Genomic DNA, 15300 nt, shown 5'->3' with positions numbered 1-15300 from the left:
AAAAACAAAAATGGAATAAGATGTACACTATTATATTGTTGGCTAACGCTTTATATATTGTTCTCTTTTACTTTATAACAGCATCATTCGCTTAAATTTATGCAACAAACTTTAGATTGGATTGACTGGACGGTTTTAGTTATCACCTTGGCAACGATTGTAGGCTATGGAACTTGGAAAACAAGAGGTCAAAAAAATGCACAAGACTATATTAAAGGTGGAAATACAACTAAGTGGTGGACCATAGGTTTATCTGTAATGGCGACCCAAGCAAGTGCCATCACTTTTTTATCTACTACAGGTCAGGCATTCTCTGACGGTATGGGTTTTGTTCAATTTTATTTTGGACTTCCAATAGCAATGGTCATTATTTGCTTAGTGTTTATTCCCCTTTATCACCGACTAAAAGTTTATACAGCTTACGAATTTCTTGAAAATAGATTCGATTTAAAAACACGTAGTCTTACAGCAATTCTATTTCTTATACAGCGCGGATTAGCTGCCGGTATAACCATCTTTGCTCCAGCTATTATTCTTTCCGTTGTATTAGGTTGGAATATTGTTACTCTCAATATTGTCATTGGAGTGTTGGTAATCATATACACCGTTTCTGGTGGTACAAAAGCGGTTACTGTTACCCAGAAGCAACAGATGTTTGTAATTTTTGCAGGAATGCTTGCAGCCTTATTTATAATTATAAATCTAATACCAGAAGAAGTTTCATTTACAGATGCAATAGATATAGCAGGAGCTACAGGACGAATGGAAGTCTTAGATTTTTCATTCGATTTAGAGAATAGATACACCGTTTGGACAGGACTGATTGGTGGTACATTTTTAATGCTCTCTTATTTTGGTACTGATCAAAGCCAAGTACAGCGTTATCTTTCTGGCAAATCTATGAAAGAAATGCAAATGGGACTGTTATTTAATGGCTTATTAAAAGTACCAATGCAATTTTTTATTTTATTAGTTGGTGTTATGGTGTTTGTATTCTATCAATTTAATCCATCACCATTAAATTTTATTGATGCTTCAACAGAAACTGTGTTAAACTCACAATATGGTGATCAATATAAAACACTTCAAGATAAACAAACAGCCCTATTCTCTCAAAAGCAAGAACTTAGCATAGAATTGGCTAAAAATGATAATCCTGATGCCAAAAAGAAACTTTTTACTTTAGATAGTATCGAAAAAACGTATCGTTCAGAATCTAAATTTTTGATCAAAAAAGCAGTCGATCCAGAATACACATCTGAATACAATATCCTTCAAAAAGAAGTTGATAATTTAAAATCGAAGCCAAAAAGTGAAGCATACATAACTAAATCAACAGAGCTATCAGAACTTTATAAGGAAGCTGCAAAAGACACGCAGACTAATGACAGAGATTATATGTTCATAAGGTTTATACTAAATCACTTACCTACTGGTCTTATTGGTTTACTATTAGCAGTAATTTTATCTGCAGCAATGTCTTCTACCGCTTCAGAGATAAATGCATTGGCAACCATTACATCAATTGACTTATATGGGCGAAATCAAAAAGAAGACAAAGATGAAGATCACATGGTGAAAATGACTAAATGGTTTACACTAGGCTGGGGAGTTATCGCTATAATTATTGCTTGCTTTGCAGATTTAGCAGAAAATTTAATACAACTAGTGAATATTATAGGCTCTATATTCTATGGAAATGTACTCGGTATTTTCTTATTAGCATTCTTCTTTAAATACATAAAAGGAAATGCTGTTTTTATTGGAGCGCTTATTACACAAGCTATTGTAGTAATCGGTTGGTGGTTTGATTGGATGCCTTATTTATGGCTTAACTTATTTGGTTGTGTAGTCGTTATTTTTGTGGCCAATATGCTGCAGTTATTGGCACCTAAAAAATTGCCTAATGAATTCTAAAACTATTAATTGGGGAATAATTGGAGCTGGTAAAATTGCATCAAAATTTGCAGAAGACCTAAATGATTCAGAGTCTTCAAACCTTTATGCCATAGCCTCTAGAAATCTTGACAAAGCTAAAGACTTTAGATTACAATTTAATGCAGATGTCGCATATGGTAGCTACCAAGACCTTGTCATAGACCCGAATATTGATGCTATTTACATCGCAACTCCTCATAGTTTTCATAAGGAGCATACCTTATTGTGCTTAAATAATAAAAAACCCGTATTATGCGAAAAACCATTTGCTATCAATTTTGAAGAAGTCAACACAATGATTTTGGCAGCTAAAAAAAGCAATACGCTTCTGATGGAGGCCTTGTGGACGGCCTTTCTACCGCATTTTCAATATGTCCAAGATTTATTGAAGAAAGAACATTTTGGTAAAATAGTGCAACTTGAAGCTGATTTTGGTTTTCACCCTCAATACGACGAAACCTCAAGATTATTTGATAAATCTGTTGGAGGAGGTAGTTTATTAGATATAGGTATATACCCTGTTTTTGCAGCACTTTCAACTTTAGGACAACCCAATGAGATTGAAGCTGATGCAGAGTTTTATTCTTCTGGAGCAGATTCTGAATGTCATATATTATTTCACTACGATACTGCTAAGGCTGTCCTTAAAAGTACCTTTTTAGAAGAAACAAAGACCGAAGCTATTTGGACTTGCGAACATGGAACTATTAAAATAAATAGTCGGTTTCATGAAGCAAATTCAATAGAGTTAATTGATAAGCTTGGTAATTCAACAACAAAACTATTCAATCGCAATACGATAGGTTATAGCTACGAAATTGAGCATTTTAATGAACTCATTAGAATAGGTCAGACAGAAAGTAATATTATGACTTTTAAACACAGCCAAGATCTTATAAAGATTCTTGATCTTATTAGGTTAGAAATAGGACTAGAATACAAATAAAAAAAGCGTACCTCATTGAGATACGCTTTTTTTATATAAATGCAATTACAATTACATTGCACCCCATTCTTTTAATGAATCTGTATTCATTTTAATATATCCATTATTCTTTGCTGCTTTAGCCCCTTCTAAGGATTTCTTTGCTGCTGCAATCGCACCCTTTTTATCACCATTCGCAGCATGAATTAAAGACTGTTGTCTTAAATACCAAAAACGTGGTTGATCTTCAGTCATCTCTACAGCCTTGTCAATCCACATCATTGCTTTATCTAAGTTATTTTCTGTAGATAAAGTATAAACAGCCGCTGAATAATAATCATTAGCACCAGGACCAGCCATAATTTTATCTATTTCAGCTGATACCTTAGCATCTGTTGGCACAGAAAAAGGAACAGCTACATAACTCTTTTCCCAAATCATATCAATCGTACCACCAGTATTTGTGATATTATTAATATCGATTGTAAATGTTTCTACGTTAAAAGGTATATCCATTACATTGACTTTAATACTTGCTGCAACTTTACTATCGTCCCACTCCTTTGGCGCTCCCCAATTATTTGTATCTGTATAGAACATTACTGTCCAAGCTTTTTCTTCTAATTTAGTGAAAATTGCATATTTACCAGCTTTTAAAGTTCCATCACCAATTGTAACGTCATCACTAAATTCTATTGTAGTGTTAGCATTAGCTCCTGTTCTCCAAATAGTTCCGTATGGCTCTAGATCACCAAATATTTTTCTTCCTTTTACTCCAGGACGAGAATATTCGATAGTAATATCAGTTAATCCAACCTTCTGCTCCAACTTACTCATTGGACTTGGTTGTGGTGTTTCTAATTGTGCATTTACGGATAACATAAGTGTTAAAGCAAATACAGCTAATACTAATTTTTTCATGTTGTTAGTGTTAATTATTTATTTCTTTTTTACTGGCATAAAATTACAATTTAACGAAAGGCCTAAATGTTAAGGAATACTTAAAAGAAAAAAACGGGAATTTTTGACAAAACTCTTGCAGTATATAATTTATTAATCGTAATATTGCAATATAATAATTAATGTACCAAATGGGATTAACAAAAAGTGAGATTTTTTCGGATACACAGAATGAAATAGCAACACTTGCTAAAGCTTTCGCTCATCCTGCTAGAGTAGCTATATTACATCATCTATTTAGAGCTAACACTTGTATTTGTGGAGATTTAGTAGAAGAAATTGGGCTAGCTCAAGCAACTATCTCTCAACACCTTAGAGAACTCAAAAATTTAAATCTAATACAAGGAAATATTGAAGGTACTAGTGTATGTTACTGTATAAATCAAGAGAAATGGTCTAAAATGAAGTCTGTAATATCAGAGTTCTTAGACCAAGATATAAACATGAATTGCTGTTAAGCAACAAAACTAAAACTATGGAAATCTTATTCTTCTTATCGATAATAAGCCTTTTAAGCTTCATGATATTAGCAACTTATGATGGTGCTTACCTTCATTTATGGAAATACGAACTATTCAATAGAGAAGAAAGCTCTTTTGAACATAAAACACATACAATTAGAGCACTTTTATTTCCTGCTATAGTCTATTTATTATTTATAGATATTAGCATTGCAGGTTTTTGGATTGCACTTGCTCTTGTAGTAACTGATTTAATTGTTTTAGGCTTAGATGCTTACTCAGAAAAAGAAAGCAGGAGTTTTATGAATGGTCTTCCGCAATGGGAATACATTGTGCACTTATTTGCCAATAGCTTTCATTTTGCGGCTATTATTTTAATCATCGCTGCAAGAACTACTATAACTAAAGAAGGCATCTTGTATTCTGCCGAATTTATGAGCTACAGTAGTTTTGAAACTGTGCAATTCATTGCAGTAAATATTATACCTGGTGCTGTAATACTAGGACTTGTTCATTTACTTTTGTCTTTCGATTTTGGAAGACGTCTTTACAATTCAAATCGCTTAAAAATAACTTGCTGTTAAAACAAAACATATGAAACTCTCAGAAATAAAATCAAAACTAAATCAATTAGAAACCATTGCGTTTCAATTACCAAATGGCACATTAGTACCAAGCCACTTTCATGTTACAGAAGTCGGAAAGATTTCTAAACACTTCATCGATTGTGGTGGAACAGTAAGGCAAGAAGAAGTAGCAAACTTTCAATTATGGGAAGCTAATGATTATGACCATAGATTGCATCCTGAAAAATTACTTAACATCATTGAACTTTCAGAAAAGGTTCTTAGCATTGGAGATTTAGAAATTGAAGTTGAATACCAAAGCGATACTATAGGAAAGTATAACTTAGACTACGATGGCAAACACTTTTTGTTAACCTCTAAACAAACCGCTTGCTTAGCACAAGATGCTTGTGGAATCCCAGAAGAGAAACCTAGAGTTAAGCTTTCAGAGTTACAGAATTCATCATCTAGCTGCTCGCCAGGTTCTGGTTGTTGTTAATAATCTAAACTCATACTGTCTGGTCGAGCGCAGTCGAGACCTAATTAAAATAATTACTAAATGCTATACCAAAACATAAAAAATCAAATCGAAGACTTAAATTTCAATTCGATTTCTGCAGAACGTAAAACCACACTTCAACCCTTAGTAGATTATATAAAAGGTAAGGTCGATGAGAATCAAATAATAAATCTCAATTTTATTTGTACACATAATTCTCGAAGAAGCCACTTATCTCAAGTTTGGGCTCAAACTTTAGCGCATTATTTTAACATTAAAAATGTATTCACATATTCAGGAGGTACGGAAGCAACTGCCCTATTTCCTTCTGCAGCTAAGGCATTAGAAAGTTCAGGATTTAAAATTGAAACGCTTTCAAACGGAGCCAATCCTGTTTATGCTATTAAATTTTCAGAAATTGCGCATCCTGTAATCGGGTTTTCAAAGACATTTGACGCACCATTTAATCCTTCAAAAACATTTGCTGCAATAATGACCTGTTCTAGCGCAGATAAAGGTTGTCCGTTTATTGCTGGAGCAGAAAAACGTATTCCAATTACTTTCGAAGATCCAAAAGCGTTTGATAATACACCTCAACAAGCTGAAAAATATTTAGAACGTAGTTTGCAAATTGCTACAGAGTTGAAATACGTGTTTTCAAAAATAAAATAACATGAAAAGAGAGATAGGAGAACTTGTTGGTACATTCGCCATGGTATTTTGTGGTTGTGGAGCTATGACAGTAAATGAAGTTACAAATGGAAGCATTACACATGTTGGAGTCGCTATAACTTGGGGACTAATTGTAATGGCTATGATTTATGCTTTTGGCGAAATCTCCGGAGCACATTTTAATCCTGCAGTAACCGTAGCTTTTGCTTTTGCCAAAAAGTTTGCCTGGAAAGATGTCCCTAAATACATTTTGTTTCAAACTGCAGGTGCGTTTTTAGCTATAGCAATACTTTGGGTTTTATTTCCACAAAGTCAAAGTTTTGGACATACCTATCCTGCAGAAGGTTTCGAACCCTACAAAGCCTTTATTTTTGAATTACTACTAACCTTCTTTTTAATGGTAGTCATTATCAATGTCTCCACAGGAAGTAAAGAAATAGGCACAATGGCAGCAATTGCTGTTGGTGCAGTTATTCTCTTAGAGGCTATGTTTGCAGGGCCTATGACTAAAGCATCTATGAATCCAGCCAGATCATTAGCTCCGGCAATTATTTCTGGTAACCTTCAACATTTATGGTTATATCTTACAGCGCCTTTTATTGGCGCTTTGCTTGCAGTTCTAAGCTGTAAATTGGTAAAGGAAGATCGATGTTGTGATGCTGAGTGTTAACCAAAATTCTTAAACTAAATTCTTCATTCATATATTCTTGTTAAATTTTGTTTAACGTTATATTCATATAGTTAAACATTTTGTATCTTTACATCGTAATAAAAATAGGTTACAATGGCTCAAAAGAAATCAATTACACAGGAAGATATTATAGGTTTTTATATGGATTATGTTCTTATTCATAATCACAAACCACATACAGTATATGCATTTGCTAAGGATAATAAATTTGAAGAACAAAAGTTTTATGAATTCTTTAGCTCTTTTGAATCTTTAGAGCAATCCATATTTAAGATATTTTTTGATCATACGATTATTAACCTAGAAAAGAGTAAAGACTATCATTCATTTGATGCTCGCAACAAACTATTAAGCTTCTACTACACGTTTTTTGAAATACTAACAGCTAACAGAAGTTATGTTGTACACGTTTTAGAAGGTAATAAGAATCAACTGAAGTCTTTAAAAACTTTAGCACATTTAAAGAAAAGATTTGCTAACTATATTGAGCATTTAGATATAAAGACTATAGATCTAAAACAAGAGCAATTAGTGAAACTTCAAAATAGAGGTTTAAAAGAATCTGCGTGGTTACAATTATTAGTAACGATGAAGTTTTGGTTAGATGACACATCATCTTCATTTGAAAAGACTGATTTATTTATAGAGAAATCTGTTAGAGCAAGTTTCGATTTAATTGATACGACTCCACTAAAAAGCATAATCGACTTTGGCAAGTTTTTGTACAAAGAAAAAATGCACATGAATTAGACTGAATGAAGACTATAGACAGTATACCAATTACAAAAATATCCCGTGCTAGTAAACTAGTATCAACGGGAGCTAAAGTAGGTGTCAACTATTTAAAATATTACGGAGACAAAATGGTAAATTCTAAGGAAGATGCCAAGGAACGTCTCAATCAAAATAATGCAGAAGATATTTATGATAGCCTCAAAAAATTAAAAGGCAGTGCGCTTAAGGTAGCACAGATGCTGAGTATGGAGAAAAGTATTTTACCACAAGCTTATGTGGAAAAATTTTCTTTGTCTCAATTTTCTGTTCCACCACTATCGCCACCATTAGTTATAAAAACATTTAAAAAATATTTCGGGCAACATCCCGAAGACCTTTTTGATACTTTCAACGCAACTTCAGTAAATGCTGCCAGTATAGGACAAGTCCATATTGCAGAGAAGGATGGGAAAAAATTTGCTGTGAAAATCCAATATCCTGGAGTTGCGGAAAGTATTGCGTCAGATTTAGCTTTGGTTAAACCTATAGCTATTAAGATGTTTAACATTAAAGGAAAAGATTCAGATAAGTACTTTAAAGAAGTTGAAAATAAGCTTACCGAAGAGACCAATTACATTTTAGAAATAGAACAAAGTAAAACTGTAGTTGAAGCCTGTAAACATATCCCTAATTTAAAGTTCCCAAATTATTACGATGAATATTCTTCTGAGCGCATAATTACTATGGATTACATGAAAGGCGAACATCTTTCTGAATTTGTAGCTTATAATGATGATCAAGAAAAATCGAATCAATTAGGTCAGGCCTTATGGGATTTCTACATGTTTCAAATTCATAAATTAAAGAAAGTACATGCAGATCCTCATCCTGGAAACTTCCTAGTTTCAAAAGAAGGAGACTTAATAGCATTAGATTTTGGATGTATGAAGACTATTCCAGAGGATTTTTATACACCATATTTTGAATTAGCTGAAAAAGATTGTATCAATAATCCTGAAGCTTTCGCTGAAAAAATGTACGAATTAGAAATACTTCGTAGAGATGATTCTAAAGAAGAAATTGAATTCTTTAGTGCCATGTTTCATGAATTATTAAGTCTGTTTACAAAACCATTTCATACTGATGAATTTGATTTTTCAAATCCAGAATTTTTTAATCAGATTACAGAAATGGGGCAGAAATATTCTAAGAGTACAGAACTACGTAATATGAATGGTAATCGTGGATCAACACATTTTATTTATATCAACAGAACTTTCTTTGGACTTTATAATTTAATGTTTGATTTAAAAGCACAGCATATTAAAATCAATAATTACATCAATTTATAAATGGCAGAATTTAGTCGAGATGATATTGACCAAATGCACCATTTATATAGAATTAATCTTATAAACAGTTGCTCTGGTTACAAATCTGCAAATCTTATTGGTACTAAAAGCGAAGATAATATATCTAACGTTGCAGTATTTAGCTCGGTAACGCACTTAGGTTCTAATCCAGCATTATTAGGTTTCTTTTTAAGACCTACGACTGTGATGCGAAATACATATCACAATCTTAAAACGACTGGAGTATATACCATCAACCATATTTTCGAGGACATTTTAGAAGATGCACATCATACATCTGCTAAATACGACGAAACTATTTCTGAATTCGATGTCACCAATTTAGAAGAAGATTACAAAGCCGATTTTCATGCTCCATTTGTTAAAGGTTCACCTATACAAATGGCGATGCGTTATGTCGAAGAATATCCAATCAAGGCAAATAATACGATTTTAGTTATTGGTAAGATTGAGAAATTATATGTTCCCGATGATCTTTTGGTCACAGATGGTTTTATCGATCTATCCAAAGGAAAAGTAGCAACCATTAATGGTTTAGATGGTTATTCTATTCCTAATTTAAAAATGCGTCAAGCCTATCAAAGACCTAAACCAGAATTTGCAAAAACCAATGACTAATGCGAATTCTTATAACAGGTACAACTGGCTATATTGCTAAACGACTAGCGCTTCAATTGCTAGAAGACGACCACGAATTGGTTTGTTGTGTTCGAGATATGAACCGTATTCCTGATGAAATTGAAGAACATCCCAATTGTACTTTTATCAAAGTAGATTTCTTAGAACCAGAAACTGCTCAAATCCCTAATAATATTGATGCTGCGTATTACCTCATTCATTCGATGTCTACAACATCCGATAATGATTTTGAGGCTTTAGAGAAAGAATGCGCTGCAAATTTCAAAACTTTAGTATCTAAAACAGAATGTAAACAAGTTATTTATTTAAGTGGAATTGTAAACGATGACTCTCTATCGAAACACTTAAAATCTAGACTTCAGGTAGAGCATACATTAAAATCTGAAGCCTATGCACTTACTACATTTAGAGCAGGCATCATTGTAGGAAGTGGTAGCGCCTCTTTTGAAATTATACGAGATATTGTAGAAAAGCTACCAATAATGGTAACGCCAAAATGGTTGAACACTAAAACACAACCACTTGGTATTAGAGACGTTCTCACCTATTTATCTGGTGCGCTTGGAAAAACGGAATTATATAATAATGCTTATGACATTTTTGGACCAGAGATATTAACTTACAAAGAAATGCTTTTACAATTCGGCGAAGTTCGTGGTTTGAAACGCTACATTTATACACTGCCTGTTTTATCTCCAAAGCTATCATCCTTCTGGTTGTATTTTGTAACATCCACATCTTTTCAATTAGCACAGGCTCTAGTAGACAGCATGAAAGTTGAAGTTATTGGTAAAACTAGCGACATAAATAGTCATATTGAAATTGAACCAATGACTTACAAAACTGCGGTGAATTTAGCGTTTCAAAAAATTCAGCAAAATGCTGTGATTTCTAGCTGGAAAGATGCCGTGAGCAGTGGCGTTTTTAAAGATCAATTGTCTAAGCACATTGAATTACCACAGTATGGTTGTTTTAAAGATGTGAGACATCGTACTATCCAAGATGAAGGTTTTACAATAGATAAAATTTGGAGTATTGGCGGACGCAATGGATGGTATAGTTTTAACCGACTATGGAAACTTCGCGGATATATTGATAAGCTATTTGGAGGAGTGGGCTTAAGGAGAGGAAGAACTCATGATACGTATTTAGAAGCTGGAGATCCGTTAGATTTTTGGCGTGTACTATTAGCTGATAAAAAAGAAAAAAGATTATTACTATTTGCAGAAATGAAACTTCCAGGTGAAGCTTGGCTGGAGTTTAAAATAGTTAAAGACAAACTATACCAACGCGCAGTTTTTAGGCCAAAAGGGGTTTGGGGACGCTTGTATTGGTATTCAGTCTTACCATTTCACGCTTTTGTTTTTAATGGTATGATAAACGCTTTAGTAGAAAAAAATAAATGAGAGGTATCAAAAAACAATATCTACCTCAAAAAACATGTCTCGTTTGCGATAGACCATTTACATGGAGAAAAAAATGGCAGAAAGATTGGGACAACGTAAAATATTGTAGTAATAAATGCAGAAAGAACAAGAACATACAAATTTAGTTTGGTTTAGAAACGATTTACGAACCATCGATAATGCTGTTTTAGCATCAGCTTGTAATTCTGAAAATAGAGTTATAGCTATTTATTGTTTTGACCCAAAATATTTTGCGGTTAATAAACATGGTTTTAAAATAACAGAAAAGTACAGAGCAAATTTTCTTATTGAAACTACAACCGATTTAAAACAGCAATTAGCAGAATTAAATATTGATTTATTAATCTATTATGCCCTACCCGAAAGCATCATTCCAGAAGTTTGTACAAATTATAATGTTACTGATATTTACCTTCAGAACGATTGGACAAAAGATGAAATGGCAGCAGAAAATGCTGTAAAATCGAAGTTAGAAAACATAACTTTTCACAAGGAATACAATCAATTCTTATTTCATCCTGAGCATATAAATTTTGAAATTTCCAAAACGCCACAAGTATTCACAGTCTTCAGAAAAAAGTTAGAAAAGTATGTTTCTATTAGAGAAACCGTAAGTATTGAAAAACGTTCGGAAGAAAATCAAATTGAAAATAAAACTGTAATACCAACACTTCAAGATTTAGGATTTGAAGATTTTAAGACACATCCACAATCTGCATTCCCTTTTAATGGTGGAGAAACTGAAGCAATAAAAAGATTAAATGATTACTTTTTTGAAACTAAAAAACTAGGCTTTTATAAAAAAACCAGAAATGGATTGGTTGGCAAAGACTATAGTTCTAAGTTTTCATCTTGGTTAGCAAATGGATCTATATCTGCAAGAACCATTTATTGGAAAGTAAAACAATTTGAAACGGAGCATTATAAAAACCAATCGACCTACTGGCTTATATTCGAATTAATATGGAGAGACTACTTTAAATATGTCTCTATGAAACATGGCAGCCAAATATTTAAGCTTGAAGGTATTTTGGGTAAAAATTATGACTGGAGTACTGACAAAACTCAAATCGACAAATGGATTAATGGAGAGACAGCATCTGACTTTGTTAATGCCAATATGATAGAATTAAAACAAACAGGCTGGATGAGCAACAGAGGAAGACAAAATGTAGCGTCTTATTTCGCAAAAGAATTACAATTAGATTGGCGAATTGGTGCAGCATACTTTGAGTCTATGCTTATCGACTACGACGTACATAGCAATTATGGAAATTGGATGTATGTTGCAGGAGTTGGTAATGATCCTAGAGACAGGAAATTTAATGTGCAATTACAAGCAGAACGCTATGATACTAATGGCAAGTTCCGGAAACTTTGGTTACATCCTAGCCTATTTTAAAATATGAAAGAAATTATACTCATATTTCCACACCAACTCTTCAAGAATACACCTATTCTTGAAGCAAATTGTGACATCTATTTAGTTGAAGAGTTTTTGTTTTTCAAGCATTACAAGTTCCACAAGCAGAAAATTGCATTCCATCGTGCCACGATGAAAGCCTATAAAGCTCATTTAAAAGAAAAAGGAAGGACTATACACTATATCGAAGCTATAAATGATTTATGCGATGTTCGTAACCTAATTCCTAAACTCATTGAAGAAGGTATTGAGAAAATTCACATTACTGATCCAACAGACAATTGGCTGCAAAAACATATTAATTCAGTCTCTAAAGCCGTTGAAATTATTTGGTATGAGAATCCGTTATTTATAAATACAAAAGAGGAACTGAGTTCATTTTTTAAACCGACAAAAAAGAAATTCTTTCAAACCTCTTTTTATAAACAACAACGTAAAAATCGCAATATTTTAATGGTTAACGGTGAACCAGAAGGCGGTAAACTCACTTACGACTCTGATAACCGAAAAAAATATCCAAAAGATAAAACACCTCCAAATATTCAGTTCCCAGATAAGACAGATTATCATAATGAAGCTGAAAACTATGCCAACACTAAGTTTGGCGAACATTATGGTCTACTCACAGATTTTTCAATATATCCCATAGATTATAAAACTGCAGAAGATTGGTTTCAACAATTTTTAGAGATTCGTTTTCATGAGTTTGGTGTCTATGAAGATGCCATCGTAAAAGAGGAACACTTTTTAAATCATAGCTTATTATCACCTCTAATTAATGTTGGCCTTTTAGAACCAAAATACGTTATTGAAACAGCGATTACATATGCCAAAGAAAATGATATCCCATTAAATTCTACTGAAGGATTTGTGCGCCAAATTTTAGGTTGGCGCGAATTTATTAGAGGTATTTACGAAGTAAAAGGTACAGAGGAACGTAACAGAAACTTTTGGAACTTTAGTAGAAAAATTCCGAAATCATTTTATGATGGCTCTACAGGTATAAAACCTATTGATGACGTTATTAAAAAGGTTTTAAAAACTGGTTATGCACACCACATTGAGCGCTTAATGATTTTAGGCAACTTTATGGTGCTATGCGAGTTTGATCCAGACGATGTGTATAAATGGTTTATGGAGTTGTTTATTGACTCATACGATTGGGTTATGGTGCCAAATGTTTATGGTATGAGTTTATATGCTGACGGAGGATTAATGTCCACCAAACCCTATATAAGTAGTAGTAATTATATTATGAAAATGAGCAATTACTCAAAAGGCGATTGGCAACCAACATGGGATGGGTTATTCTGGACGTTTATGGACAAGCATCGCGATTTCTTTTTAAGTAATCCTAGATTAGGCATGCTTATTAGAACATTCGACAAAATGGATAATGACAAAAAAGAAAAACACTTTGCAAATGCAGAACAGTTTTTTAAAATGTTAGATAATGAGTGAAAGGGAACATATTAATGTAGTTTGGTTAAAACGAGATTTAAGGCTTCAAGACAATGAAGCTATTTCAAATGCACTAAAATCTAGCAAGCGAACACTTATATTTTATGCATTCGAATATATTTTATTAAATGATGAACATTATAGCGAACGCCATTTTAATTTTATAAAAGAATCGTTAATAGATTTAAATGTGCAGCTACAGCCCTTTAATACTAAAGTTTTAACCGTAGACTGTGATATACAAAGTGCTTTTAATCTTATTCAAGAATTTTATAAGGTAGATACCATTTTTTCTCATGTAGAAACTGGACTTCTTATAACATATAATAGAGACAAAGAATTTAAACGCTATTGTAGAAATAATTTAATTAATTGGATTGAAAATAAAAATAATGGTGTTGAGCGTGGTTTAGTGAATAGAAACGATTGGTTTGAAAGCTGTGAAAACTACATGCAATCCGATTTAGAAGTTTTTGAACCTAATACCAATCAGCTATTAAACACTATTGATATAGAAAAACTTGAAAAACTTTTTACAGTCTCAAATTTAGAGACCCCTTTAGATTCAAAATTTCAAAAAGGAGGCAGCACTATGGGATGGAAATATGCAAATTCATTCTTTGATAGTCGTCACGAGGATTATATGCATAATATCTCTAAACCGGAAGCTTCGCGGAGCAGTTGTAGCAGAATTTCGCCATATATAGCATGGGGAAATTTATCCATACGACAGGTTTTTAAACAAGCACAAAAAGTAAAAATAAATTCGAAAGACAAAAAACATATAGGAGCCTTTATATCACGACTAAGATGGCAAGCTCATTTCATACAAAAGTTTGAAATGGAACACACTATGGAAGAAGCAAGTGTAAACAAAGGTTATCATAAACTCAAAAAAAGTATATCAGAAGAGTATCAAAATGCTTGGTTTAAAGGAGAAACAGGCTTTCCTTTGGTCGATGCCAGTATGCGTTGCTTAATAGAAACAGGTTATGTAAACTTTAGAATGCGAGCTATGCTAGCCTCTTTCTTTACACATATTCTTTGGCAACCATGGCAGGCCGCAACTACGCATCTATCACAACAATTTTTAGATTTTGAACCTGGTATTCATTTTCCACAATTACAAATGGCTGCAGGTGAAACAGGTATAAATACATTAAGAATCTATAATCCAACAGCAAATAGTTTAAAGCACGATCCTGAAGCTGTATTTATAAAAAAATGGGTTCCTGAGATAGCTGATTTAGATATACCATTTATACACGAGCCTTATCTTATGACAGAGATGGAGCAAACATTCTATAATTTTAAACTTGGAGAAGACTATCCAAATCCAATAGTAAATATTAAGGAAAATCGTAAGCGTGCGAGTGATATTCTTTGGAATATGAAAAAAGATCCTGAGGTTATACGTGAAAGTTTAAGAATACTTAAACGACATACTATAAGTGACAGAACACGTACGCTTAGAAACGAATAGAATATTAAAATTATAGTCAATTTTCCTACAATCATAATTATGTGTTAATTTTTGTTTAACTATATTAG

At 32.9% G+C, this 15300-nt stretch carries 16 protein-coding genes; 15 read left to right on the top strand and 1 reads right to left on the bottom strand.

Annotated features, from left to right (window positions below; translation table 11 throughout):
• The first annotated feature begins 99 nt into the window (after positions 1 to 99).
• The gene (locus tag ACFWU4_RS10045) at positions 100 to 1917 is read left to right on the top strand and encodes a sodium:solute symporter (protein WP_411127426.1); all 1818 of its coding nucleotides are present in this window, start codon (positions 100 to 102) and stop codon (positions 1915 to 1917) included.
• Positions 1907 to 2884, top strand: coding sequence for a Gfo/Idh/MocA family protein (locus ACFWU4_RS10040; protein WP_411127425.1), 978 nt, complete (start codon positions 1907 to 1909; stop codon positions 2882 to 2884). Before ACFWU4_RS10045 ends, ACFWU4_RS10040 begins: the two co-directional genes overlap by 11 nt.
• A 51-nt stretch (positions 2885 to 2935) precedes the next feature.
• Here the strand turns inward: ACFWU4_RS10040 and ACFWU4_RS10035 are convergent, their stop codons facing one another.
• Positions 2936 to 3784: a DUF2911 domain-containing protein gene (locus tag ACFWU4_RS10035; RefSeq protein WP_411127423.1), complete on the bottom strand. Its 849-nt coding sequence runs from the start codon at positions 3782 to 3784 to the stop codon at positions 2936 to 2938.
• A 170-nt stretch (positions 3785 to 3954) separates the two neighbouring features.
• On the opposite strand from ACFWU4_RS10035, the gene ACFWU4_RS10030 reads away from it, so the two are divergent.
• The 13 genes from ACFWU4_RS10030 (at position 3955) to ACFWU4_RS09970 (ending at position 15232) form a co-directional block, all read left to right on the top strand.
• Positions 3955 to 4281 (top strand): ArsR/SmtB family transcription factor, encoded by a 327-nt coding sequence (locus ACFWU4_RS10030; protein ID WP_411127421.1) that lies wholly within the window; start codon positions 3955 to 3957, stop codon positions 4279 to 4281.
• Between the two features lie 17 nt (positions 4282 to 4298).
• Complete coding sequence (locus tag ACFWU4_RS10025; protein ID WP_411127419.1) at positions 4299 to 4868, top strand: hypothetical protein; 570 nt, start codon at positions 4299 to 4301, stop codon at positions 4866 to 4868.
• Between the two features lie 10 nt (positions 4869 to 4878).
• Entirely contained in the window at positions 4879 to 5349 is a 471-nt protein-coding gene (locus ACFWU4_RS10020) for a DUF6428 family protein (RefSeq protein ID WP_411127417.1), read from the top strand.
• A 60-nt stretch (positions 5350 to 5409) separates the two neighbouring features.
• Positions 5410 to 6021: a low molecular weight phosphatase family protein gene (locus ACFWU4_RS10015; RefSeq protein ID WP_411127415.1), complete on the top strand. Its 612-nt coding sequence runs from the start codon at positions 5410 to 5412 to the stop codon at positions 6019 to 6021.
• Between the two features lies 1 nt (position 6022).
• Positions 6023 to 6691, top strand: coding sequence for an MIP/aquaporin family protein (locus ACFWU4_RS10010; protein WP_411127413.1), 669 nt, complete (start codon positions 6023 to 6025; stop codon positions 6689 to 6691).
• 114 nt (positions 6692 to 6805) lie between these two features.
• Positions 6806 to 7462 (top strand): TetR family transcriptional regulator C-terminal domain-containing protein, encoded by a 657-nt coding sequence (locus ACFWU4_RS10005; protein ID WP_411127411.1) that lies wholly within the window; start codon positions 6806 to 6808, stop codon positions 7460 to 7462.
• A gap of 5 nt (positions 7463 to 7467) precedes the next feature.
• Positions 7468 to 8778 carry an ABC1 kinase family protein gene (locus ACFWU4_RS10000; protein ID WP_411127409.1) on the top strand — a complete coding sequence of 437 codons (1311 nt, stop codon included), beginning with the start codon at positions 7468 to 7470 and terminating at the stop codon, positions 8776 to 8778.
• Positions 8779 to 9417: a flavin reductase family protein gene (locus tag ACFWU4_RS09995; protein WP_411127407.1), complete on the top strand. Its 639-nt coding sequence runs from the start codon at positions 8779 to 8781 to the stop codon at positions 9415 to 9417.
• Positions 9417 to 10844 carry an SDR family oxidoreductase gene (locus ACFWU4_RS09990; RefSeq protein ID WP_411127405.1) on the top strand — a complete coding sequence of 476 codons (1428 nt, stop codon included), beginning with the start codon at positions 9417 to 9419 and terminating at the stop codon, positions 10842 to 10844. The genes ACFWU4_RS09995 and ACFWU4_RS09990 overlap by 1 nt, the downstream gene beginning before the upstream one ends.
• The gene (locus ACFWU4_RS09985) at positions 10841 to 10990 is read left to right on the top strand and encodes a DUF2256 domain-containing protein (RefSeq protein WP_411127403.1); all 150 of its coding nucleotides are present in this window, start codon (positions 10841 to 10843) and stop codon (positions 10988 to 10990) included. Before ACFWU4_RS09990 ends, ACFWU4_RS09985 begins: the two co-directional genes overlap by 4 nt.
• Entirely contained in the window at positions 10960 to 12267 is a 1308-nt protein-coding gene (locus ACFWU4_RS09980; RefSeq protein WP_411127401.1) for a DASH family cryptochrome, read from the top strand. Before ACFWU4_RS09985 ends, ACFWU4_RS09980 begins: the two co-directional genes overlap by 31 nt.
• A 3-nt stretch (positions 12268 to 12270) precedes the next feature.
• Positions 12271 to 13749 (top strand): cryptochrome/photolyase family protein, encoded by a 1479-nt coding sequence (locus ACFWU4_RS09975; RefSeq protein ID WP_411127399.1) that lies wholly within the window; start codon positions 12271 to 12273, stop codon positions 13747 to 13749.
• On the top strand, positions 13742 to 15232 hold the full coding sequence (locus ACFWU4_RS09970) for a deoxyribodipyrimidine photo-lyase/cryptochrome family protein (protein WP_411127397.1): 1491 nt from the start codon (positions 13742 to 13744) through the stop codon (positions 15230 to 15232). The genes ACFWU4_RS09975 and ACFWU4_RS09970 overlap by 8 nt, the downstream gene beginning before the upstream one ends.
• The last annotated feature ends 68 nt before the right edge of the window (positions 15233 to 15300 follow it).

This window comes from Winogradskyella sp. PE311 (assembly GCF_046545555.1).
In the GTDB taxonomy this organism is placed as follows: domain Bacteria; phylum Bacteroidota; class Bacteroidia; order Flavobacteriales; family Flavobacteriaceae; genus Winogradskyella.
The sequence above is the reverse complement of the archived record's forward strand: the minus strand, read 5'-3'. Positions and strand labels throughout refer to the sequence as shown.